The organism is Fructilactobacillus sp. X8R1C1, from assembly GCF_059900945.1.
This window is the reverse complement of sequence record NZ_JBWXVH010000004.1, coordinates 1-24,714: the sequence shown is the minus strand read 5'-3', so window position 1 is coordinate 24,714 and position 24,714 is coordinate 1. Positions and strand designations below refer to the sequence as shown.

Here is a 24,714-nt window from a genome sequence, read left to right as displayed (position 1 = left end):
TTAAAAAGATCGACTTTAATAGTCGATCTTTTTCTATGTTTTTAGCTAACAAACAAGCATTATAGTCTAAAAAGCTGTATTATGATGGTGTAGTAGATAGTTAAACAATTAGGGAGGAACAAGACAATGTCCGAACGAAAAGTATACAATGATTATTTCTATGATGAACCAGCTTTTAACACCCATGACGGTGGATACATTCCACTCAAGGTGCCTGATGTTCCAGAACACAAATTAAACATCCCCGAAATTTTAAAGCCCGATAAAGAAACCGATACCGACATGTGGTACACGGTGGATGCTCAACCAGGTGAAACTCAGATTTTACCCGGTGAAAAAACAAAGACTTGGGGTTACAACGCTAGTATTTTAGGTAAGACCATCATTTTAAAAGAGGGTAAACACATGCATGTGACCTTAAAAAATGACTTACCAGTTTTAACCACCTTTCATTGGCACGGACTAAATGTTTCCGGTCCATACGTTGACGGTGGTTGTCACGCACCAGTTTACCCTGGTGAAAGCAGTGAAATTGAGTTTACGGTGGATCAGCCTGCTGCCACATTGTGGTTGCACGCTCATCCATGTCCAGAAACTTCTGAACAAGTCTACAAGGGTCTTGCAACCCCAGTGGTTGTTCAAGACGACATTGAATCCAAGTTACCTTTCCCAAGAAATTACGGAGTCGATGACATTCCCGTTGTCCTACAAGACCGTCATTTCCACAAGGGTAACCAACTAAACTACAGAGAAGACTACGATCCAGACGGTGTTCAAGGTCCAACTGCCATGATTAATGGTACCGTGAACCCCTACTTTGATGTTACTACCCAACGAGTACGACTCAGATTCCTGGACGGCTCCAACCGTCGTGAATGGCGCCTTCACTTTGATGACGATCTAAAGTTCACCCAAATTGGTTCTGATGGCGGAATTCTTCCTGAACCAGTCGAGTTTACACACCTCATGATGGTTTGTGCCGAACGTGATGAAGTCATCGTTGATTTCAGTGGTTATAAACCCGGTGATGAAGTTCAACTCTACTCCGACGACGTTCCCATCATGACGTTTAAGATTCATGAGTTCGCACCAGACAACACCAAGCTCCCAGATCACCTCGTTGACATGCCACCATTTGCCAAAATTGACAAGGACGCTCCCGTTCATAAGGCAGCTATGTCTGGAATGGACGAATCCGTTGAAATCAACGGCAAGAAGTTTGACATGCAACGAATCGACGATCGCCAAGAAGTTGGCAAAGAACGAATTTGGGAAGTATCTAACTCAAATGAAATGGATGGTGGGATGGTTCACCCCTACCACATGCACGGAACTCAATTCCGAGTACTTTCCAGAAACGGTGGTGATCCTTATCCAAACGAACACGGTTGGAAAGACACCATTGGGGTTAACCCTGGTGAAGTAGTTCGCCTGCAAGTTAAGTTCGACTTTCCTGGTGTTTACATGTATCACTGTCACATCACGGAACACGAAGACGGTGGCATGATGCTCCAAATTCAAGCTTATGACAAGAATGATCCACACAAGAAGTACAAGTTAATGAACATGGATACCCTACTGAACGCTCTTTCAAAAGAAGAGGGCATCCCGGTGAAGGACTTAGATATCCCCGCTATGAATTCATACAAAAAGATGGGAATCCACATGTGTTAATTAAAGATTGGAAAACAGCTGCAGTGATGCGGCTGTTTTTTTGTGGGTAAAATAATATCCATAAGATAATTTAATTTTCAAACAAAAAAAGACTTAGCTCAATTAAATATCGAACAAAGTCTTTTAAGGTACAAGAATGTGTACCATATATCATACTATAAAATTATACGTATTTAAGAAATAATTGTTATTTATATCTTACTTAAATATTTACTTCTCTTTATATTGTCTATTTTTTTGATGTTTCCTAAATTACTCCAATGACAATTATTAATTCCAACTTGCTTTAATGTACTTTTTATAAACACTCTTCTTATATAATTACCAGCAAATAGTTTTAAATACCAAGTTGGAGACTTAGATGTAGTGTAAACTTCAACATTCTCAATATTTTTTATATTACCTTTTATTCCAAATTTAGTGTCAGTATATGAAAATTTACATTTAAAAACTTTATCAAAGAATCCCTTTATAATTGCCGGAGCTTCATTCCACCAAATTGGGAATATAAAAACAATTTTAGATGATGATAAAATCATTTTTTGATATTTTTCCACTAATTGATCTGTTGTTTTACCATATTTAAATAGCTTTAATTCATCAGTAGTATATACAGGATTAAATTTATCTTTATATAAATCAATAACAGTACAGTTTCCTTTATTTTTATCCTCAATTGCTTCTAAAACTGAGTGATTAAAGCTTTTATTATATGGATGAGCATAAACGATTAATGTTTTCAAAATTTACCTACTTCCTAGTATATATATATTTACCATTTTAGAAATAATTACCTTTGTCCAATTCTTATCATAACTTTGGATATTATGATGTCCTATTATTATAGATAAACCCATAATAAAACTCCATAATTGCATTGTTTCAATATTATTTTTCATATGGATTTTATTTTCTAAAGAAAACTTATTGACAATATCTTTAAACTCATCAAAACCAGGTAAAGATACATCAGATGTTAATTCTTCATTTTCTGATTTTGTTGGTATGACATAATCACTTAAAAATAATGCATCAAAAAATTTTGGATATTTGACTGAAAATTCAACAAATTTACAACCCATATTTATAAGCATATTTTTATAACTAGATTCAATGGAAATATTTTTTGTAAGATACGCTCCAAATATTGATGATATTTCAAGTATTACATAGTTCAAAAAGTCATTTTTATTTTTAAAATGCCTATAAGGACTCGAATGCGTGACTCCACATAAACTAGCTACTTTTCTTAAAGAAACATTATCAATTCCACCTGATTTAACAATTTCAACTCCCTTTTTTATCATTTCATATTTTAAAGATTCTTTTTTATTTTTAACCATAAAACTCCTGCTTTTAATAAAGAACACAATAACAATAGTTGTTCAAAAAAATTATTCTTGCAGTATGACATTGACTATTTATTCTAGTATGAACTACCAAAAATTTTTGACTATATCGAATACTATCAATATTTAATTTTATGCTTCTAGGTAAAACTATCTCTTTATGACTAGTTAACTTTATCCAACTCTCTTTAATACACCACAAAATTGTCATATATTTATTAATACTCATTTCTTTTTTTGCTATCTCAAAATATCTTAATTCTTCATCATTATTGCAAAAATATTCAAAAAAATTATGATTATTTTTTAATACCAATTGACAATCAATTCCACAATTAACCGTAGTTATTCCAACAAATTCCTTATTGGAATAATGAGAGATACTTATGAAATATTTATCTTTAACTATCCCATTATAAATTAATATTGGCTTACCATTTTCTCTATTTACAATGTCAATATTAGAAAACTCACTTTTAGCATTAATTTCTAGAAAGATTGATTTAAGAAGAATTCTACTATAAACATAAGACAATTGTCTCTCTTTAGATAAAGAGTTGAGTTTTTTAGATCTAATTTCTTTTTCAGTTAAAAATTTGGTCAGATAATTTATATTACTATTATAATCAAATTCAAATGATTCAAATATACCAACTTTATTACTTATTTTACTCAATAATTTCATTGTTTTTTAAACTTTTTTCTAATTTAATTAATTTCATACAAGGTATTTCAAGCATAATATTGTTATCATTATCCACAACAATTGCCATATACTTAACATATTCATTACTATCATTGATTTTTTTACAAAAAATTTTATAATCATTATTTTTATTCATTCTAGAAAAAAAGACAGAATAAATAATATTTATAGGTATTATAGAATTCCCATAATTATTAAACTCATTTAATAACATTACTCGACCTATATTATCAATGCCAATAGGATTTATTTGACTATAATAATCTTTAATATCATTCAAAATTACACTTTCATCTTTTTCCTCCATCATAGCCATACCAATATCATTCTTAAATAACTCAACACTATTTAAATATTTAAAATCATTCCCAAAATAAATATTGTCTTTTGCTACACGATAATATTTAGAAAGATCAATATTAACCCCTTTATTGGATATATAATCATAAGGATGAAATTTCTTCTTAGCTTTTTTCTCCTTAGATAAAATTATCTCACCACTAGAATGTAATCTATCTTCTCTCAATACTTTATGATTTGAATTCATAAAATCAGATCTAATTTCAAACTTAAACATCATTTCATTACTGCTTTTATTAACTAAAAAAAGCCTAAATTTTAATAATAGTGGATTTTGTTTATAAAATTTAACGAATTCATTAAATTTAAAGTTCTTTATCTTGTTTATTTCAAACCCATCAAAATCGTGAATATCACAAAATAACTTGCTTAGCTCGGCGCATATTTCAACATGGAAACTCCTGCCAAAACATTTTGTCCTTTAACAATATGTTCTTCTAAATGTTTATCAACAGAAATATTTATTTTCTTCTGACCCTCAATAAATTTGTTGCTATATTTATTTATTTTGTTAATCCAAGGATACTTTATCTTGTTTACCACATGATTATTCTCGTCTAATTGAGTTTTATAATTATATTTTCCTAAATTAATATAATCTAGTTGCCCTTTAGGCATATTTTCTGTACCCAATTCTCCAAAATATAAATATTCTGAACCATTTCCATCATCATTAAGTTCATTTAAAAAATGTCTTACTCCTTCTGTTGGATCAATATAAGTTAATCCCCGCTGATTTTGTTGAATTTCCATAACATCTGAATTAGATGCCATTCCAACTTTGTCCCATGCAGGCCAACCAATAACTTTAAATATAGCATTAGAATTATAATTAACTGCTTTTAATTCATTAGTTATTTTAACTAGAACATCTGCGCCAGCGGAATAGTCAGCTTGACCATCCATACCAAATCTTCCTGAAATGGATCCCATACTAATTACAAATTTTGTATTCTCATTAATAAAATATTTATTCAATAAAAATAAAGAATTGGCTTTTAATGTAACAACTTGATTAGCTAATTTCTCATTTTTATTGATTATCTTACCAAACGATGGCAGACCTGCACCATTAACTATTCCTTTTATGTCTATACCTTTATTTATTAATCGTTTCTTTAAATTGTTAACATCATCATCATTACTACAATCACACGAAACATAATCAATATTATATCCATTACTTTTCAAATACTCTAAATTTTCTAACAATTCTTTAGAATGTAATAATTTATTAAATTCATTAGCCATATATAAAGGTGATTCTTTACTATGTTTATTAAATTCATCCATCATGAATTTTCGTTTATAATCATTTAATTCATCATCATTCATTCTTGCAATTTTATATGTTTCTTCGGTTATTTTAGTTCTTCCAGTTATAACAGCAGCGCATTGGTACCTTTCTAACATCCCAATTAATATTTTATTTGTTATTCCTCTGCCACCGCCAGTAAACAAGATTGTATCGCTCTTACTTATTGAAATATCTTTACTTTTATTTAATTTAATTGCAGGTATTGTTACTACCTTTTTCCTCTCATTTTTCGTGTATGCTATCTCAATATTATTTCCAAATGAGGTCATTTCAGAAATGATTGTTTTTTCTAGAATATCATTATCATGTATATAATCACTATCGAAATCTACAACTTTACAATTAATCGGCCTTAGTTCTTTTTCTAATCCCTTAATAAATCCGGTTAAAATTCCACTTAAACTATTACTTGTATTACCACCCTTTTCAATGCCAAAAGCATTGCCAACATTAGTTAGTCCTATATAGCAGGCTCCATTACTCAGCATTTCATAATTATATTTAGATGAATAAAATGCACAATTGTAAATATAATTAACTTTGTCATTCCATTTATTAAATGTATCGTTTAAATCTGAATTAGTAAAAAAAGAACTCATATTCAATATTACGTCGAAATTACTTTTATCTTTAAAATAATTTTTCAATTCATCATCAGATGTATTATAACTAAATGAACAAAATTCAACATTATTCGTTTTACTTAATAACATAACCAAATTACTGGAAAGCTCTTTATTATCACTATTTCCAATAACCATAATGTTCTTATTATACAAGTTTAACTTACTATCTTCGTCTACTATTGAATATGGAATAGTAACTGCTTCATATCTATTAGCTTTATTCATAATACTTTCCCTTAAAGGCCTCAATAACATCATCAACAGTTTTAACTGATGAATTATTGTTAATATCATCAATGTTTAAATCTTTAGCTATCTCATTTACAATTTCGCCAATTTTTACGGAATCAATGCCCAAGTCCGCTTCCAACTCTGCGTCATTTTGTAAAATTTCTTTAGGATATCCTGTCTTCGATGCAATTGTATTTAATACAAGATCATCAATGTTTGTACCATTTTTATCCTTTACTTTGTCATTCTTCTTATCATTATGTTTAATAGATTTAATTTCACCTGTATTATTTAAGTTAGTATTAAAGAAATCAATTATATCTCCTACAGATTTAGGAATAATTGTTTGATTTGTAATATCAATGTTACTTTTTTTAGAAATTTCATTTATTATTTCACCGATTTTAACTGAATCGATACCCAAATCAGCCTCTAATTCAGCATCATTTTGTAAAACCTCTTTGGGGTACCCTGTCTTCGATGCAATTGTATTCAATACAAGATCATCAATGTTTGTATCACTTTCATTTTTTATTTCATCATTCTTTACATTATTATCTATACTTTCATTTTCTAAACTTGAATTGCTTATACTTCCAATATTAATATTTGTATCATTAAGGTCTATAATAGACTGAATCTTTTTAGCTACTTGCGGAGAAACTGCATATTTTATGCTGATATTGTCATATTTACTATGAATCATTTCAAATACGACATTTTCCGGATAGCCAGTTATTTTTTGGATCTCAGTAATTTTACTATCGTTTTCATTCATTGATTTATTACCTTCCATTTCTGTACGATCTTTAATTAAATTCAATTTAATTTGTATTATTGCTTCACAAAACGTTAAATTATCATCGCTTTTAGGAGAATTTAAATTAATTGAAACATAACAATCTGATAAAATATTATCTACTAGATTAGTCAATATATATCCTGATCCAATTTCTACAAATATTCCTACCTTATATTGATAATGAATCTCTTTAATGCTTTTCTCAAAATCAAACTTTTTAATTAAACTATTTGAAATAATTTCAGGAATATTTTTAATATCACTTTTAGTTAACTCTCTTTGTAAAATTGGCGAATAAATATTATAGTTCATTTCATTAAACTTAAATTCAGTAATAGACTTTTTAAACTTTTCAACTACCGGCTCCATTAGTTTTGAGTGAAATGGGAATGGACTTTTAACTATAGATGATTTTATTTTCTTTGAATCCAAATATTTTCTTAATTTTAAAATTTTAAAAATATTATCTGAAGTAACAACATGTTGATTGTCGTTAACAATAGATATTTCCATATGATAACTATCAAGTATTTTTTTAATTGAATCTTTATCCATATTGATACTTAACATTATTCCATTATTTGTTTGGGGCAAGAAATTCAATATTTTAGCCCTTCTGTAGCATATATCAATTCCGTCTCTAAAAGAAAATACATTTGCACAACCTAATGCAGATATTTCTCCTAAACTATGGCCAATTAAAATATCTGGTTTTATTCCATAACTAATCATCGTTTGAAACATTGAATATTCAACTATAAATATAGCTGGTTGCATTACATAAGAATAATTAATAGCAGGGGTGTTAATTAAATCGCTTAATTTGTCATTAGTTTGTGATACTTCCTGATAGTATTTATCTCCTAGCGCTAAATATTTTTTAAAAATACTATTGTTAAAATCTTTAAACATTTTTTTATATTGAGATCCATGTCCAGGAAAAGTAAATGCTATATTATTATATATTTTTGGTATACGTTGCAAAATATCATTATTTTTTAATAAAGTGTTGTCTTTCATTATCAAAACCCCTTAAAGTAATCCATTACTACTAAAAACAGCTTTAATAGTCGATAATGAATAATCAATTTCGGCATTTGTTAATGACGATGTAATCGTTGCTCTCAACCTACTCGAATTATGAGGAACAGCTGGGTATATTGCAGTTGCTATATAGACACCTTTATCTAATAATTCTTTTGTGATTTTCATGTTTAGAACATCATCACCAACAAATATAGGAATTATTGGTGATGTGCTTTCCATTACATTTAATCCCATGGATAATAGTCCACGTCTAAACCTTAGTGTATTTTCCCATAATTTTTTTCTCCTCCATGTTTCTGTTTGGATTTTTTTAATAGATTCAATTGTTCCAGCAATAATTGTTGGTGGTAAGCTTGCATTAAAAATATATTGATTGGAATTATGCTTTATATACTCAGCAGTTTTTCTATCTGTTGCAATACATCCACCAACCGTAGCCGCCGATTTACTAAAAGTTATCATCCTCATATGTACATCTTTCTCTACATTAAATAATTCTGAAACTCCTCTTCCATGTTTACCTATAAATCCAAAAGCATGCGCCTCATCGACTAAAACACTTGCATTATATTTTTTTGCTAATTCATTGACTTTATCTAGTGGGCATAAATCACCGCCCATAGAATAAACACCTTCAACAATGATCAATTTTTTATCATAGTCATCATTATTAGAAAGAATATACTCTAACTTTTCCATGTTATTATGTTCAAATATTCTTACGGTTGCACCAGATAATTTAATTCCATCATCTATACTTTCATGATTAAGTTTATCAGTAATAATTAATGTTTCATCATCAGCTATAGATGAAATGGCAGCCAAATTTGCCATAAATCCAGAACTTAAAATAACCGCAGATTCAGTATTAAAAAATTTGGCACATTGCTTTTCTAATTCAACATGCATATCAGTTGTTCCATTATGCAGTCTTGCACCACAGGTTCCACTTCCATATTTATCAATAGCATCTTTCATTTTCTCTTCTACATCCGCATCTGTTGCCATACCTAAATAATTATTAGAAGTAAGCATGACAACATCCTTATTATTTATTACAGATGTCCCATCTTGTGCAGATTCAAACGAGGGTTCAAATACGTAATTTTTAGTTCTTTTCCCTTCAATTATATCTTTTACATTGTTATTAATTTTTTCTTCTAATCCATTTGAAATATTCATACTATTCTCCCTTTTTAATTTTTTTATATAATCTACTTTTTTCAATTAAATCTTTCTTACATTTATACACAATTGCAACTCTCGACGTATTTAATAATTTCTCTGAAAAACTATTATTATTAATCATATCTTCAATACTATAAGCATCATAAGTATCAAAAAAAGCAATTTTTTCTTTACGAATATTTGTCACTCTAGGCAAAAAATTATATTCCCAATTCTGATAATTATTAGATTTAGTATGAAATTCAGTTTTTGTATCTGGATCACTTATTACGGAAGTTAATAATTCTACTGCATCTTGAGTTCCTAAATAATTTCTAAACTTAGATTTAAATGAGTTATCTTTGTTTGAAATATGGGAAGGTACAGGATTCGTGACGTACCCATATTTAGAATCTTTTGTTGTATTTTTGGTAATTACAAAAAAACATGCTGATTTTTGTGGGTCAATCACTTTACTATTTTCAATTGTTGCTTTTAAATCTAAATAACTATCATCAGTATTAGCATGAACGGCACCTACAACTACTGCATCATATTCATCTATATTTAAACTATTAATAGCTTGATGCAAAGTTGTAACAAAAGAACTATCACCTGCATCGATAACTAAATTAGAGCCTTGAATATTTAATGCATTAGAAATTCTTCCTGCAACAATATTATCCATAAATCCAGGCAAACTATCTTCGCTTAAACTAGTAAAAGAATTTTTAAATTTACCTTCAATTTCATTTAGAGTGCTATCATTAATTTTCGAATTTAATTGATGCAAACACTCAGATAGTTCTTTACTTCTAATCCTACTATCATAAGAGTAAGCTTTTTCAAGCCCAAGCATTCCTCCAACAAATAATCCTATTCTATCCCGTTTTATTTTTGATAAATTATTTTTTGCATCAATTAAAGCATCATTAGCCGCTATTAAGCCAATTTTTTGAGAATAATCAATCTTTTCAGCAACGGTTGGAGGTAATTTATATTTTAAATATGGAAAATCAATAGTAGTTTCATTATTTTTAATAAAAGAATCAACATCTTTAAATTTACTAGATGCAAAACCAATACCATTTATTTGATATACATCATCATATTTAGACTCTTTTTGTTCTTCACTAAAATATCCTTCTTTATACTTTTGAACTATTATATTTGCATTAATACCACCAAAACCAAAAGCATTTATCATTGCCGTTTTAGGTGTTTTGTTTTTACTGAGCCAATCAACCTTTTTATCAACTACAACTATATTATTTTTTATATCATCGTCTAAGTCACTTGGATACTTATTAAATCCAAATGTAATTGGATAATTAGGTTCATCAAAATATAACAATACTTTAAATAAATTTGCCATCCCAGCTGCTGAAAAACTATGGCCAATTTGATGCTTCATAGAGCCAACATATAATTTATCTTTTCGTAAATATTCATTCATTAAATGTTCAAGTGCTGTTAATTCGACTTTATCCCCAACTGGTGTTCCAGTAGCATGCATTTCAACATAATCAACATCACTAAAATCAATGTTGCTCCTCAACAAACTTTTTTTCATTGCTCTATATTGACCTTCAGATGAAGGGGCATAAATCGACTTACCTGATCCATCACTTGAGACACCAGAACCTGACACAACTCCCAATATATTATCGCCATCATTTTCTGCATCAGTTAATTTCTTTAAAATGACCGTGCCACATCCTTCACCAGGAATTAATCCATCAGCACTTTCGTCTAGAGGATTTGCGGTAGTTGAGGATAAAGCTCCGATTTTAGAAAACGCAACATTTCCAGTAACTCCAATATTCCCCAATACACCAGTAACTATTGCACTATTACATTCACCCAAATGAATGTTTTTGATTGCTTCATCTAAAGCTAATAAACTACCCGAACAAGCGCCATCAAGAACAAAAGAATTACAATTCAAATTAAGTGTTTTTGTAACACCAGCAAGCAAATTAGATGGAAATATATTAAAAAGAGATATATTTTTACTAATAAATTTATCAAACATTGAATCCTTTAATTTGCTCAATAAATCAGATGAATTAATCCCAAATTCTTTAGCAATCTTAAAATATTCTACATACCTTTTAGCTAAGACAAAATTTGCATAAGCTTCATCACCTAACATATTTCCTACAACCAATAAAGAATCTTTAAAATCATCAACTGAAGATCCCGTCGCGTCAATAGCACTTAATATGGTATGTAACATCAATTGCTGAGTTTTGTTTAACACTTTTACAGAATCAAAATCTATATCAAACTTTTTTAAAAGCAAAGAATCCATAGGCATTTTATTTAAGAATCCTGATTTTTCACAATATGTCTTGTCATCTTCACTATGATTTGAAGAATAATACTTAGATTTATCCCATATAGAATCATTAACAACATTTACTCCATTTTTTCCACCTTTAACAAATTCAAAAAAGTCTTTTTCGTTAAAAATTTCTGGTGGATAAGCACAACCAATTCCTACAATAGCAATTGGTTCATATACATCATTCATTATATATATTCCTTCCGTGGACAGTGTCCACTTTACTATTTTTATCATTCTAGTTAACTTTGGAATAAAACACAAGCATAATAAACATAAAACTGAAAAATAATTCTTTAAATTAAATACAAACTGGTATATTTAATAACTAATCTCATAACCATAATTTATTTCAGTAAAACTGCATTGCATTTTATCAACTTTATGATAATATTAATTACAATATAGAGCTTTAAATGGTTCAGAGAAGCCACAAGCATAACATGTTATCCATATAATGATTGAACGATTGTGTTCTCATGCTATTTTGTGCGGTGAATCTGGACCCTGCAGAATTAAATGGGAGGACAATTTTTTTATGCCAAAATTGACAAAGTATCAAAAGCGCATCACGTGGTCAACTGGGATTGGGTTCATCCTGGAACGAATGGACGCCATGTTCATGTCACTGGCGCTGGCTTCAATCATCATTAGCTTAAACATCTCAAAGGCTCAGGGTGGCTTACTGCCAGCCATTACCGCCATCGGATCCATTTTCGGTGGGATTGGCTTTGGCGCAATCGCCGACCGTTATGGAAGGGTCAAAACTCTCTGCTGGACCATCATTATCTATGCCATTGGAACCGCCGGAATGGGACTTACCAACTCGTTCTGGATGCTATGTCTCTTTCGCATCATCATCGGTGTCGGTAATTCTGGTGAGTATGGGATTGCGATTACCATGCTAAGTGAGGCCTTCTCCAAGAAATATCTCGGTCGCTTGTCGGCCGCTGCTGGAGTCTGCGGTCAGATTGGTTCAATTATTGCCTCCCTCCTATCTGCCTTTATTCTTCCCCACTTTGGTTGGCACGTCCTCTTCTTCATTGGGATCGTTCCCGTTATCTTAGCTTGGTTTATCAGATTTCACTTACCCGAGAGTAAAGAATTTACCGAGAACCGAAACGCCATTGAAAAAGATCCTAACCGTGATTTCAGCCACTGGACCGAATTATTCGCCACCCCGAAAGAATGCTTTCTAACGGTCAGAATCATGATTATGTTCATGATTCACATCGCCGGCTATAACGGTCTCATTAGTTGGCTTCCCTCAATTGCTCAAGAAAGAATGCACATCTCAGTGGCCGGTTCCTCCCTCTGGATGATTGCGACCATCGTCGGCATGTCACTTGGGATCATGTGTTTTGGGATCGTTCAGGATCACCTCGGCAGTCGTCTGGCGTATGGCATCTGGCTACTAGCCGCCGCTGCCTCAGTCTTTTTACTGATTATCGCGCAAAATAAGTTGGAATTCCTCATCGGTGGTGGAATCGTTGGTTTCTGTTCCGACGGGATGTATAGTGGTTATGGAACCATCGTCAGCAAGCTCTACCCAACCGAGATTCGGGCAACGGCCAACAACACCATCATGAGTATTGCTAAAAGTGTCGGCAGCTTTTCCACCGTCCTGATTGGATTCTTGATGGATCGCTTTAACCTCATGGCGGTGATCCTCTTTTTGAGCGGGATTTACCTCGTTAGCTTCGTAATCATGCTGTCAATCAAGGAATTAAAACACGAAAACAAGACTCCCATCACTACATCAGAAAACACGGAAAAGGTGGCATAATAACTTGAAAGTCCGAATTTTATCAACCAGTGACGTGCATGGATACGTGTACCCCACTAACTATACAACCCGCAATAACCACGCTTCACTCGGCATGCTTCAGGCGGGTGCCATCATCAAAAAAGCACAACAGGACGAAAAAGACGACGAAATTATCGTAGCAATTGAAAATGGGGACTGGATTCAAGGATCACCATTTTCAACCTTTTTGTCAGAACAGGGCGCAGACAAACGTCGTCTTCTCAGTCAAATAACGGCTGACGTTGGATATGATGCCGCTACCCTGGGAAATCACGAGTTCAACTACGGCCAACAGTACATTAGGGACACTGAGAGTAAACGGAATTACCCCATTTTGAACGCCAACATTGAGGGTGCCATTTCTAACAAGATTGCCGATCAACCGTACGTAATTATCGAAAAAAAAGGCGTCAAGTTTGCCATTCTCGGACTAACGACCGCCTTTATTCCCAATTGGGAGCGTCCCAATAACATTCATGGATTAAAATTTAATTCAGCACTAGCAACGGCTAAGCAGTATGTTCCTGAATTACGTCAAAGGGCGGACGTGGTCATTGTCGCCTACCATGGTGGGATTGAAGCCGATCCCAAGACCGGTGAGCCAACTGAAAAAGACACGTCAGAAAACGAAGGCTACCGCATTGCGACGGAAGTCCCTGGAATTGATGCCCTCATTACGGGTCATCAGCACCGTCAGTTGGCGGGAAAAATTAATGGCGTTCCCTTCACTCAACCTGGAGTTCACGGCAGTGATGTCGGTGAAATTGACCTGGATTTAACTTCTAACAAACAGCTTGTTAGAAGTTCCAGTCATCTCATTTCAACGGCTCACACCCAACCAGACTATGACCTAATTCCCGATCATCAAATCGAAAGCGAGGTGGAAGACTGGCTGGATCAACCAGTCGGCCAAACAACGGGAGCAAGCATGCTGATTGACGATCCCATGAAGGTCCGAATGAACAATCATCCCTACATCGACTTTATCAATCGGGTGGAGATGGATGCGATGAACGTTGACATCGCCGGAACCGCCCTCTTCAACGATGATATTAAGGGCTTTCATCATGACATTTCAATGCGTGAAATCATCAACGGTTACAGTTACCCCAACACCATTATGGCCGAAAAAATTACCGGAGCGGATTTAAAGCGGGCCCTCGAAAAATGTGCCGAATTTTTCGCCATTCAAAACGGTAAGATTGTCATTGACCCCAAATTCATTACCCCCAAAATGCAACTATTCAACTACGACATCTACAGTGGAATTGACTACGAATTTGACATCTCCCAACCGGTTGGCAACCGGGTGGTTAAACTCAACTATCACGATCAGCCCATTGCTTATAATCAGGAATTAAAGGTTGCGTTAAATAACTATCGGGCCATTGGTGGTGGCGACTATGACATGTTTAACACCCAGAAGGTAATCAACGAAAGTCCAGACAGTGCCTCCGACTTAATTGTGCAGTATCTAAAAAGACACGACCCCTATGTCGCCACCATCCCGAATAATTTAACGGTCAGAAAATAAAAAGAGCTTCCAAACGGAAGCTCTTTTAGTCTACTCATCTTCATTAATAATTTTATCGATAAATTCTTTGGTTCGCTGATTTTGGGGATGGTCAAAGAGCTGATCCGGCGTATTCTTTTCCTGGATGTAACCGTTCGCCATAAACCAGACTTCATCGGCTACCTTTTTCGCAAAACCCATCTCATGGGTCACAACCACCATCGTCATGCCCTCGTTGGCCAGTCCTTGCATGACATGAAGCACTTCACCGACCATTTCAGGATCAAGTGCACTTGTAGGCTCATCAAATAACATAACTTGCGGATTCATGGCAAGTGCTCTAGCCATGGCAACTCTTTGGGCCTGTCCACCAGAGAGACTGGACGGATAAACATTGGTCTTCCCCTTTAATCCCACTCGGTCTAGTAATCTCAGTCCAATTGAAGCGGCCTCCTGATCTTTGACGTGTTTCACTTTTTTAGGAGCCAGCTTTAAATTTTCTAAGACGGTCATGTTAGGAAAAAGATTAAAGCTTTGAAACACCATCCCAATCCGTTCACCCAAAGTAGCAACCTCTTTGTGGTTGAACCTGGTAAGGTCCTTTCCATCAAAGATAATTTGTCCGCTGGTGGGTTCTTCCAACATGTTCAGACACCGTAAAAAGGTACTCTTACCGGAACCAGAGGGACCAATCACACAGATGACCTGACCCGTTTTAATGGTTCCGTCGATGCCCTTTAAGACCTCATTTTCCCCAAAATCTTTTTTCAAATCGTTGACTTGAATCAACGTTTCATTATCAGTTTTAGTCATGGTTCATCCTTCTTTCAAAGTAGTTCAGCACCCTTGACAACGAGAACGAGAGGATAAAGTAGAGAATCATTGCGACGGCAATCGGTGCCACTCCTCTGTAAGTGTCAGCCCGAACGATGTTTAGTTCGTACACGATTTCTGTTACTCCAATGATTGAAACGATGGAACTGTCCTTGATAATGGTGATAAATTCATTTCCAAGGGCGGGCCAAATGTTCTTAAAGGCCTGGGGCAAAATAACCGATGCCATCATGTCTTTTTTAGAAAGCCCCAAACTTCTCGATGCTTCTGACTGCCCCTTGTCAACGGCGTTAATCCCACCTCTGATGATCTCACTGACATAAGCACCACTGTTTAAGGAAACGGCAATAATGCCGGCGGTTAACGCGGGAATGTTGACCAGAACGCCTAAACCGAAGTAGACGAACAGCACCTGTACCATCATAGGTGTTCCTCTGACAAACTCGGTGTAGGCGACTGACGGCCAGCTCAAGAACTTGTATTTCGAGAGTCTCATCAGTACCAAGATGATGCCAAGAATGATGCCGAAGAAGACGGAAACGACCGAGATAATTAAAGTGTATTCAACCCCAGTGGCAAAGTATTTCCAGTAGTGCCACATTGACGTGTTGTGGGTATTAACCTTCATGTGCTTCCCGGCATCCTTTAGGTATTGTGGAATCAGGTTCTTTTGGTGAATCTGATCAATACTTTGATTGACGGCGCCTACAAGGGACGTGTTACCCTTCTTAAACGCAATGGCAGTCCCAACGTCGTTTTTATTTAATTTGTAACCCGAATCAACGGCCCTTAGGGCATGATCGTTTGCAACATAGGCTTGGGCCACTGGCTTTTCAACCCCAACAGCGGCAACTTTATGGGTCTTAAGTGCAAGAACTAAATCTGGTGTCTTGTCCATCCCAACTACGTGCGCGTTGGGAATATACTTTTTAGCTAAACTTTGTTGCAAGGTTCCGGTCTGGGTTCCAACCTTTTGCCCACTTAAACTATTTTTGTTTTTAATCTTACCAGTATCATTTTTGTTGATGAGAAAATCTTGTCCACCGCTATAGTAAATCTTGGAGAAATCAGCATTCTGCTTCCGTTCGGGAGTCGGATTAATTCCGCCAATTGCCATGTCAATCTTACCCGACTGAACGGCTACCAGCAGAGAATCAAAACTCATATTTTTAATCTTTAACTTAACGTGTAAATTTTTCGCAATCTGTTTGGCAATGTCAATATCAAGGCCGACATCGTCCTGTTTCCCATTCCTATTAACCTGAAACTCAAACGGAGGATAATCCGGAGCGGTTCCGACGGTCAGTGTTCCTGATTGCTTGACTCGGTTCAACGATTGGTCATCCGCGTGTGCTGGTCGTCGTGTTAACAAGGTACCCATTCCAACAATGACAACGACCAACAACAACTGCATGACAGTCTTTAACTTCGACTTACTCATTGAACTTCATCTCCTTAACAATTTCTTAATTAATTTTTCAAAGTGTACCACCTGTGAAATGAAAAGCAAATCTAATTTAAGAAATTCTGCTATCAAAGAACGCAAAAAGACTGAAGCCATGCGGCTTCAGTCTTTTTTACTTTTTTATTTTAATTCAGCTTTAGCCTTGTTAATCTGCGCTCTGACCTGCTCAAATCCAGTTCCACCTTCGGAGTTGCGGCGCTTCACGGCCACTTCTGGATCGAGTTCGTGATAGACATCATCCTGGATTACAGATGAGGCTTTCTGTAACTCTTTTAAACTCAGGTCCTGTAAGTCACGGTGCGTTTGAATGCAGTTCAAGACCAATTTACCAACAATTCCATGGGCTTCACGAAATGGAACCCCCTTGGCCGCCAAGTAGTCGGCCAGCTCGGTTGCGTTTGATAAATCATGCTTGGTACTATCACGCATCTTGTCCTTATTGATCTTTAGGGTGGAGAGCATCCCGTTGAACACCTTGAGTGCCGGTAAGACGGTCTTAACCGCGTCAAAGACCCCTTCTTTGTCTTCCTGTAAGTCCTTGTTATAGGCTAAAGGTAGTGACTTCATGGTTGACAGAAGTCCCATCAAGTCACCATACACGCGCCCGGTCTTTCCCCGAATCAGTTCAGCCATGTCTGGATTTTTCTTCTGCGGCATGATCGAGCTTCCGGTCGAATACTCGTCACTGATTTCTAGGTACTGAAATTCATAACTAACCCACATACTAATCTCTTCACAGAAACGGGACAGATGCATCATCAAGATGGAACAGTTACTCAAAAATTCCAGGGAAAAGTCACGGTCAGAAACCGCGTCTAATGAATTGGCATAAACCTGATCAAAACCAAGTTCTTGAGCAGTAAACTGGCGATCAATGGGAAACGTAGTCCCGGCAAGGGCTGCCGCTCCCAGTGGCAGCATGTCCGTGTGCTTCTTGTTAAACTCAAAACGTTCCTTATCACGCTTCAGCATCTGGTAATACGCCATCAAGTAGTGTCCGTACGAGATGGGCTGGGCATGCTGAAGATGTGTATAACCCGGCATGATGGTCTCCACGTTTTCATCCGCCATCTTCACCAACGTTTTCTGTAAAGTCGTAACCTCGTCAATGATTTTGGGAAGCCGCTTTTTTAGGTATAAATGAAAATCCGTTGCCACCTGATCGTTTCTGGAACGCGCCGTGTGAAGTTTTCCGGCCACCGGACCAATCCGATCGGTGAGGATCTTTTCAATATTCATATGAATATCTTCATTTGCTTTGGAGAACTTAATTTTACCAGCGTGCAAATCGGTTTGAATGCCCTCTAAGCCACTGACAATCTGTTTAACGTCGCCAGCGGGAAGAATGCCAGTCTTTTCTAGCATTTTTACGTGAGCTAGCGATCCCTCAATATCCTCGTCGGCCATTAACTGGTCAAAAGAGATTGACGAACCAAAATTATCAACCGATTCATCAGGTTGCTCGGTAAAGCGGCCACCCCATAGTTTATCGCTCATTTACTTTTGTCCTTTTGCTTTTGATTTTTAATCTGAACCTGGGAGTTCACCTTCGTTGGAAGACCCCACAATTTGATAAAGCCCTTGGAAGCTACCTGGTCGAATGAATCCGATGAGGTATAGGTAGCAAGATCCTTATCATACAGCGAGTTCTCTGACTTTCTGCCAAGGACGGTGACGTTACCCTTAAATAACTTAACTCTGACCACCCCACTGACGTGTTTCTGCGAATCCTTCAAAAAGGCCTGAAGTGACTCCATTAGTGGTGAGAACCAGAGTCCGTCGTAGATGACCTCACTGATTTCGTTTTCAACAATGGGCTTGAAGTGTGCCAATCCTCTTTCAAAGGTCAAATCTTCAAGTTCCTTGTGAGCTTTAAGGAGCACCGTTGCTCCAGGAGTCTCATAGACTTCTCTGGATTTGATTCCAACTAACCGATTCTCAATGTGGTCAATTCGACCGATTCCATTTTCACCAGCAATCGTATTTAACTCTTTGATGATATCAGCGAATTTCATGGGCTTGCCGTTCAACGCAACTGGAAGACCTTTTTTAAACGTAATTTCTAGTTCGGTTGGTTCATCGGGCGTTTCTTCAACCGGTTTGGTCATATCAAAGGCATCCTCTGGAGCGCTAACCCATGGATCTTCTAAGACCCCGGCTTCGTTAGCACGACCCCAGATATTACTGTCAATTGAATATGGTGAATCTAAATCAATTGGGATATCAATATTGTGATCCTTAGCGTACTCAATCTCGTCTTCTCTAGACCAGTGCCAGTCACGAACTGGACTTAACACGTCTATGTCGGGAGCAAGGGCATGAATAGCAACTTCAAATCGGACCTGATCGTTTCCTTTTCCAGTACAACCATGAGCGATCGCATCGGCGCCTTCGTTCTTTGCGACCTCAACCAATTTCTTTACAATCAAAGGTCTTGATAAAGCAGAAACAAGCGGATACGATCCTTCGTACATGGCGTTGGCCTGTAAGTCGACTGAAGCATACTCATCAGCGAATTCATCTTGAGCGTCAATGACGTATGAGCGGACGGCACCCACCTTTAGCGCTTTATTTTTAATGAATTCTGGGTCCTTGTTTTCGCCAACGTTGATGCAGGTTGCAATGACGTCATAACCTTTATCAGTCAACCAAGCGATCGCAACTGAAGTATCAAGACCACCAGAATATGCTAGAACAACTTTCTTCCTTTTATCTGACATTACTAATTCACCCTTTTCTTTTAAGATTGTTCTAAGAGTACTACGCGAATATTGATTTTTCAACCACCTTTGGGATAAAAGTCACATATTCAACACTTAAAGGTTCTCGTCAATCTCTTGATCATCACTGTCGGGAATCTTGGAGTCGGCGTGACGCATGCCGTAAACGAAGTAAATAATGACACCCAACAGGAACCAAACGACCGCATAAATTTTAGCCTGAATATCGAGTCCCATAAAGACAGCGAGGGAACCCAAAAAGCCTAATGCGGGTAAGATTGGATAAAAAGGAATCCGGTAAGCCGCCTTGGGGAGGGTTTTCCCTTCGCGTCTTCTGAGTGGATACATGGCCAGTGAGACCGCCATGAAGGCAATTAACGTCCCAGCTGAAATCAATTGGGCGAGGAAGGTAAACGGAAAAATGGCCCCCAGAATGATTCCAATGATGGTGATGATCCAGAGCGCATTACTTGGAATCTTTTTTTGATTCAGTTTGCCAACGGCCTTGGGCAACATTTTGTCACGGCCAAAGGAATAGATTAAACGGGAACCAGCCATCATCATTCCAATTAAAGCCACTAACATCCCGGCAACCGCCACGGCCTGCACGACGGTGGCAACAATAGTGTGACCACTTTGTCGAAGCGCCCACCCCACTGGTTCGGCGTTGTTAGTATACATGGTGTACTTAAACATCCCTACCAACACTAGTGAAACACAAATAAAGAAAATCGTAGCGATTACTAACGAACCGATGATGCCACGTGGCATGGTTTTTTGGGGATTCTTAGCTTCACCAGAGTTAGAGGCAATGGAATCAAACCCAATGTAGGAGAGAAAAATCGTTGAAATTCCAGCGTAGATCCCTTGCCAGCCACCAAAGACCGTTCCATCAGGATTCGGATGACTTTTCGGGAAAAACGGAACGTAGTTTTGGGCTTTGATAGCGGTCGCACCAACCACGATAAAGGTCACGATTGCCAGCAGTTTCAACACTACCAACACGTTTGAAATTCGAGTTGTTTGTCGGTCACCACGCATCAAGATGTAGGTGACAAGTGCCAACACTAAAACGGCAATAATATCAATTACCCCTCCGTTAGTACCAAGTGGGGAAGAAATTGCCTTTGGTAGCGTAATTCCAAGCGGCGAGATTAGTCCTTGGACGTTTGATGAGAGTCCAGCGGCAACAAAGGCCACGGCGATGAGGTATTCCGCTAGTAGCGCCCAGCCAACGATCCAGCCCCAAAATTTACCAAACAGGACTGAGATCCAAGAATAAGCAGAGCCGGCAAAGGGCAAGACGGACGCCATTTCAGCGTAATTCATTGCTACGAGGCCAGCTACTAGTGCTGCTAGGATGAACGAAATGACAACGGCCGGTCCGGTATACTTAGCTGCTACAATCCCAGGTAAGGTGAAAATTGACGTTGAAAGGATGGTTCCAAGGCCGAGCGCGAGGAAGTCCTTAACGGTCATGGTTTTTTCCAAGTGTTTATCTTTAGATATATAGAAATGAAAATCAACTTTTTCATTCATCTTGTGCCAAATATTTTTCATGCTTCAAACTCCTTTTGGTTACCAACCCATGTTTGCGGGTGATTTAGTTAATTTTCCGTCGTTTAATTCTTGCATTGCTCGTTCAATAATTGAAAAGGACCTTTTTAAATCAGCTTCTTTAATTACCAACGGTGGTTGGAAACGTAAAACATTGCTACGGACGGTAATCATGATGGCCCCTAACTCAAATATTCGATAAATTAGTTTGTTAGCGGCATCACCGTCTGGTTTCTTGGTCTGAGGGTCAACAATGTCAATTCCACCATTTAATCCATACATCCGAACGTCACCAATAAATGGAAATCGGTCTTCCATTTGCTTAAAGAATTGATTGGCCTGTTTGCCTAATCTTGCGCTTCGTTCTACCAAGTGTTCGTTTTTAATGACGTCTAGAGTAGCGTTAGCAGCGGCCGCCGACACTGGATTACCAGCCGTCGTAAAGGTATTCCCAGGTGCATCCATGGCATCCATAATTTCTTTTCGACCCGCAACAGCACTGAGCGGCAATCCGGATGCAATTGACTTTCCAATCGCAACTAAATCTGGATGCACATCCTTAAAATAATCAATTGACCACATCTTCCCACTTCGTCCAAGGCCCTGATTAACCTCATCTACGGCAAATAGGATGCCGTGATCCTTGGCAAATCGATACACCCGATTTAAAAAACGTTCTGGTGCTTTAATAAAACCACCATCACCTTGAATGGCTTCGATCTCAATGACCGCCGTCTCTTCAGCTGGTAAATAAGTCTCAAATGGCAACTTAAAGGCCTCAAACATCCGATCACTGAATTCATCATCATTTTCACCCTTTAGACGATTCCATGGACTTGGATAGGGAACCTTAACTACACCAGGTAAGAGTGGCCCAATTTTGCGTGACATGTTGAGACTAACTGCCGAAGTACTAATTGCACCATACGTGGAACCATGATAAGCACCGGTAAAACTCACAATGTACTGACGGCCCGTGAATGCTCTCGCAAATTTAATAATCGCATCGTTCGCGTCAGACCCAGAATTACCAAAAGCCACTTTAGTTGGCCCGTCAATTGGAGCCAATTCAGCTAATCGTGGCGCTAACTTAGCTTCTTCAGAAGTCGCAAAATAGGCTGGAGTGTATTGAATCAACCGGCTAGCTTGATCTGAAATGGCTTTGACAACTTTCTGATGACAGTGTCCGGTATTAGTTGAAGATGCACTGGATAAGAGATCAATGTAAGTGCGGTCATCTTCGTCCGTTAAAATTGCTCCGGCCCCTGATTTAATTACAATATCAAAATACTTAATTCGTGCTGCCTTTGAGTAAGCGCGCTGTTCGTGAGCCAGCGTTTCTTTATTTGTCATTTCAAACCCTCCTTGAACTATTTATTAAAGTTAACTTCTTGAAAATAAAAAAGTCCCCCAGTTCACGTAACTGGAGGACATTACCTGCTTACCCCCGCAGTTACCAACAAAACTGTGAGGACTTAAAGAAGAAGTTAGCTCTGACTTAAAAGCATCTTATTATCCACACAATTTTTAATCATCACTGTGACTAAAATGAATAATAAAATGCTAATCATGGAAACTACGGGTGCCGTCATCGCTAAAACTTCCTTTCATTAGTTTCACTGATTGTAAATTGAAACGACCAATCCTGTCAATGCTTTTTTATCAATTTCTTAACAAACGACAAAATAAAAACTGAAACCAGCTTAAATGTCCAACTTCAGCTTTAACGATTATGCTTTTTTTGATTTAACTTGTTTGACATAACTATTCGCTTGCTTCCGGTTAAATTCATGTTCAGAACTTCCAATTACCACCGTCGCAAGTGAATTGCCGACCACGTTGACTGCCGTCCGACCCATATCAATGAACCGATCGATGCCGGCGATGAAGGTCAAACCAGACATGGGAACGCCAATCGTTGAAATAGTCGCAAGCAGCACAACAAAGGAGGCCCCTGGAACTCCGGCCATTCCCTTTGAAGTGATCATCAATACAATCAGTAAGGTAACCTGCTGTCCAATCGATAAGTGAATGTTATAAGCTTGGGCAAGAAAAAGAGCCGCCAGTGACTGGTAGATTGCCGAACCGTCAAGATTAAAGGTGTATCCGGTTGGGATAACAAACGAAACGATTGATGGATTAACGCCAAAGTGATCCATTTTTTGAATCATCTTAGGTAGAACCGCCTCAGAGCTGGCAGTCGAAAAGGCTAAAACAATTTCATTCTTAATAACCGCCAAAAGGTCCGAGAGTTTGAAATGGCAGAGGCGAGCCACCACTCCCATTACTACCAGAACGAAGACAAGCATAGTGAGGTAAACTAAGAAAACAAAATAGCCTAACGGTAACAGGGCCTTAATTCCTAGTTCGGCCAAGGTGACCCCAATTAGGGCACAAACTCCAATTGGAGCTAGGTGCATGACCCAATTTGTAATTTTAAACATAACTTCTGAGACCGCACTCATGAAGTTAATAATGATTTGTCCCTTTTCACCGATGGCTGCGGTTCCTAAACCAAAGAAGACCGAAAAAACAATGATGGGCATCATATCACCCTTGCTTAATGACGCAAAGATGTTAGTAGGAATTAAGTTCATGATCATGGACCAGATTCCTGTATTTTTGGATTGATTGGCAGTCGCTATGTATTGACTAATGTCCGTCGATCCATGCATTTGATGAACATTAATGTAAGTTCCGGGATGAGTGATGTTAGCGACTAAGAGACCCAAAATAATAGCAACCGTGGTCATTAATTCGAAGTAAACCAGCGTCTTTACCCCAATTCGTCCGACCTTTTTGATGTCACCCATTCCGGCAATCCCAACCGTTAAACAAGAAACCACAATTGGTAAAACAATCATTTGAATTAGGCTAATAAACATAGTCCCAATGTTTTGCATTACATTAATGGCATCTTTATTCTGATAAAAAATAACACCTAAGATAATCCCTAAGAACAAGCCAAATACAATTTGCCAACCGAGTGAAAAACGGTACCAGCGTTGTATTTTCATAAAATCACTACCCTTATGACTTAATTGTTGGTAATTATACACCTAATTTACGGCACAAAAAAAGAGTTCCTAACCAAATGGTTAAAAACTCTGGGTTGCGTGGCAACGTCCTACCCTTGCAGGGGGCGATCCCCCAACTACTCTTGGCGTGCTGAAGCTTAACTTCTGTGTTCG

Annotated in this window: 18 protein-coding genes; 3 read left to right on the top strand and 15 right to left on the bottom strand. The window is 36.9% G+C overall.

Annotated features, from left to right (window positions below; all coding sequences use genetic code 11):
- Nucleotides 1-126: 126 nt before the first annotated feature.
- Nucleotides 127-1,674: a multicopper oxidase family protein gene (locus AC6UD1_RS04535; protein ID WP_500694126.1), complete on the top strand. Its 1,548-nt coding sequence runs from the start codon at nt 127-129 to the stop codon at nt 1,672-1,674.
- A 191-nt stretch (nt 1,675-1,865) separates the two neighbouring features.
- On the opposite strand, the gene AC6UD1_RS04530 is transcribed toward AC6UD1_RS04535, so the two are convergent.
- From AC6UD1_RS04530 to AC6UD1_RS04495, 8 genes are all read right to left on the bottom strand, one after another.
- Complete coding sequence (locus tag AC6UD1_RS04530) at nt 1,866-2,417, bottom strand: NAD(P)H-dependent oxidoreductase (protein WP_500695860.1); 552 nt, start codon at nt 2,415-2,417, stop codon at nt 1,866-1,868.
- Between the two features lie 3 nt (nt 2,418-2,420).
- On the bottom strand, nt 2,421-3,017 hold the full coding sequence (locus tag AC6UD1_RS04525; RefSeq protein ID WP_500695861.1) for a TetR/AcrR family transcriptional regulator: 597 nt from the start codon (nt 3,015-3,017) through the stop codon (nt 2,421-2,423).
- 13 nt (nt 3,018-3,030) lie between these two features.
- A complete protein-coding gene (locus AC6UD1_RS04520; protein ID WP_500695862.1) occupies nt 3,031-3,708 on the bottom strand; it encodes a 4'-phosphopantetheinyl transferase family protein in 678 nt (225 codons plus the stop codon).
- Nucleotides 3,692-4,255: a hypothetical protein gene (locus AC6UD1_RS04515; protein ID WP_500707397.1), complete on the bottom strand. Its 564-nt coding sequence runs from the start codon at nt 4,253-4,255 to the stop codon at nt 3,692-3,694. The genes AC6UD1_RS04520 and AC6UD1_RS04515 overlap by 17 nt, the downstream gene beginning before the upstream one ends.
- 203 nt (nt 4,256-4,458) lie before the next feature.
- Complete coding sequence (locus AC6UD1_RS04510) at nt 4,459-6,258, bottom strand: SDR family NAD(P)-dependent oxidoreductase (protein ID WP_500707396.1); 1,800 nt, start codon at nt 6,256-6,258, stop codon at nt 4,459-4,461.
- Nucleotides 6,251-8,086 (bottom strand): ACP S-malonyltransferase, encoded by a 1,836-nt coding sequence (locus tag AC6UD1_RS04505; RefSeq protein WP_500695864.1) that lies wholly within the window; start codon nt 8,084-8,086, stop codon nt 6,251-6,253. The genes AC6UD1_RS04510 and AC6UD1_RS04505 overlap by 8 nt, the downstream gene beginning before the upstream one ends.
- Nucleotides 8,087-8,098: 12 nt before the next feature.
- A complete protein-coding gene (locus AC6UD1_RS04500; protein ID WP_500695865.1) occupies nt 8,099-9,295 on the bottom strand; it encodes an aminotransferase class I/II-fold pyridoxal phosphate-dependent enzyme in 1,197 nt (398 codons plus the stop codon).
- A gap of 1 nt (nt 9,296) precedes the next feature.
- Nucleotides 9,297-11,816, bottom strand: a complete 2,520-nt coding sequence (locus tag AC6UD1_RS04495; protein ID WP_500701296.1) for a beta-ketoacyl [acyl carrier protein] synthase domain-containing protein — start codon at nt 11,814-11,816, stop codon at nt 9,297-9,299.
- 349 nt (nt 11,817-12,165) lie between these two features.
- Between AC6UD1_RS04495 and AC6UD1_RS04490 the strand changes: the two genes are divergently transcribed.
- Both AC6UD1_RS04490 and AC6UD1_RS04485 read left to right on the top strand, forming a co-directional pair.
- On the top strand, nt 12,166-13,413 hold the full coding sequence (locus AC6UD1_RS04490) for an MFS transporter (protein WP_500694127.1): 1,248 nt from the start codon (nt 12,166-12,168) through the stop codon (nt 13,411-13,413).
- 4 nt (nt 13,414-13,417) lie between these two features.
- A complete protein-coding gene (locus AC6UD1_RS04485) occupies nt 13,418-14,968 on the top strand; it encodes a bifunctional metallophosphatase/5'-nucleotidase (RefSeq protein WP_500707395.1) in 1,551 nt (516 codons plus the stop codon).
- 30 nt (nt 14,969-14,998) lie between these two features.
- Here AC6UD1_RS04485 and AC6UD1_RS04480 read toward each other — a convergent pair whose 3' ends face one another.
- The 7 genes from AC6UD1_RS04480 to AC6UD1_RS04450 all read right to left on the bottom strand — a co-directional run bounded on the left by AC6UD1_RS04480 (nt 14,999) and on the right by AC6UD1_RS04450 (nt 24,540).
- The gene (locus AC6UD1_RS04480) at nt 14,999-15,760 is read right to left on the bottom strand and encodes an amino acid ABC transporter ATP-binding protein (protein ID WP_500707394.1); all 762 of its coding nucleotides are present in this window, start codon (nt 15,758-15,760) and stop codon (nt 14,999-15,001) included.
- Nucleotides 15,753-17,222 (bottom strand): ABC transporter substrate-binding protein/permease, encoded by a 1,470-nt coding sequence (locus AC6UD1_RS04475; RefSeq protein WP_500707393.1) that lies wholly within the window; start codon nt 17,220-17,222, stop codon nt 15,753-15,755. The genes AC6UD1_RS04480 and AC6UD1_RS04475 overlap by 8 nt, the downstream gene beginning before the upstream one ends.
- Before the next feature lie 144 nt (nt 17,223-17,366).
- Complete coding sequence (argH, locus tag AC6UD1_RS04470; RefSeq protein WP_500707392.1) at nt 17,367-18,743, bottom strand: argininosuccinate lyase; 1,377 nt, start codon at nt 18,741-18,743, stop codon at nt 17,367-17,369.
- On the bottom strand, nt 18,740-19,966 hold the full coding sequence (locus AC6UD1_RS04465) for an argininosuccinate synthase (protein ID WP_500694132.1): 1,227 nt from the start codon (nt 19,964-19,966) through the stop codon (nt 18,740-18,742). The genes argH and AC6UD1_RS04465 overlap by 4 nt, the downstream gene beginning before the upstream one ends.
- 96 nt (nt 19,967-20,062) lie before the next feature.
- A complete protein-coding gene (locus AC6UD1_RS04460) occupies nt 20,063-21,526 on the bottom strand; it encodes an APC family permease (protein WP_500695873.1) in 1,464 nt (487 codons plus the stop codon).
- Between the two features lie 18 nt (nt 21,527-21,544).
- A complete protein-coding gene (locus tag AC6UD1_RS04455) occupies nt 21,545-22,876 on the bottom strand; it encodes an aspartate aminotransferase family protein (protein WP_500707391.1) in 1,332 nt (443 codons plus the stop codon).
- 377 nt (nt 22,877-23,253) lie between these two features.
- Nucleotides 23,254-24,540, bottom strand: coding sequence for a cation:dicarboxylate symporter family transporter (locus tag AC6UD1_RS04450; protein ID WP_500707390.1), 1,287 nt, complete (start codon nt 24,538-24,540; stop codon nt 23,254-23,256).
- Nucleotides 24,541-24,714 lie beyond the last annotated feature (174 nt).

Excerpts from the sequence above, each read along its gene's own strand:
- AC6UD1_RS04535 (WP_500694126.1), top strand. The coding sequence starts at position 127 with ATGTCCGAACGAAAAGTATACAATGATTATTTCTATGATGAACCAGCT.
- AC6UD1_RS04525 (WP_500695861.1), bottom strand. The coding sequence starts at position 3,017 with ATGGTTAAAAATAAAAAAGAATCTTTAAAATATGAAATGATAAAAAAG.
- AC6UD1_RS04520 (WP_500695862.1), bottom strand. The coding sequence starts at position 3,708 with ATGAAATTATTGAGTAAAATAAGTAATAAAGTTGGTATATTTGAATCA.
- AC6UD1_RS04510 (WP_500707396.1), bottom strand. The coding sequence starts at position 6,258 with ATGAATAAAGCTAATAGATATGAAGCAGTTACTATTCCATATTCAATA.
- AC6UD1_RS04505 (WP_500695864.1), bottom strand. The coding sequence starts at position 8,086 with ATGAAAGACAACACTTTATTAAAAAATAATGATATTTTGCAACGTATA.
- AC6UD1_RS04500 (WP_500695865.1), bottom strand. The coding sequence starts at position 9,295 with ATGAATATTTCAAATGGATTAGAAGAAAAAATTAATAACAATGTAAAA.
- AC6UD1_RS04495 (WP_500701296.1), bottom strand. The coding sequence starts at position 11,816 with ATGAATGATGTATATGAACCAATTGCTATTGTAGGAATTGGTTGTGCT.
- AC6UD1_RS04490 (WP_500694127.1), top strand. The coding sequence starts at position 12,166 with ATGCCAAAATTGACAAAGTATCAAAAGCGCATCACGTGGTCAACTGGG.
- AC6UD1_RS04480 (WP_500707394.1), bottom strand. The coding sequence starts at position 15,760 with ATGACTAAAACTGATAATGAAACGTTGATTCAAGTCAACGATTTGAAA.
- AC6UD1_RS04475 (WP_500707393.1), bottom strand. The coding sequence starts at position 17,222 with ATGAGTAAGTCGAAGTTAAAGACTGTCATGCAGTTGTTGTTGGTCGTT.
- argH (WP_500707392.1), bottom strand. The coding sequence starts at position 18,743 with ATGAGCGATAAACTATGGGGTGGCCGCTTTACCGAGCAACCTGATGAA.
- AC6UD1_RS04465 (WP_500694132.1), bottom strand. The coding sequence starts at position 19,966 with ATGTCAGATAAAAGGAAGAAAGTTGTTCTAGCATATTCTGGTGGTCTT.
- AC6UD1_RS04460 (WP_500695873.1), bottom strand. The coding sequence starts at position 21,526 with ATGAAAAATATTTGGCACAAGATGAATGAAAAAGTTGATTTTCATTTC.
- AC6UD1_RS04455 (WP_500707391.1), bottom strand. The coding sequence starts at position 22,876 with ATGACAAATAAAGAAACGCTGGCTCACGAACAGCGCGCTTACTCAAAG.
- AC6UD1_RS04450 (WP_500707390.1), bottom strand. The coding sequence starts at position 24,540 with ATGAAAATACAACGCTGGTACCGTTTTTCACTCGGTTGGCAAATTGTA.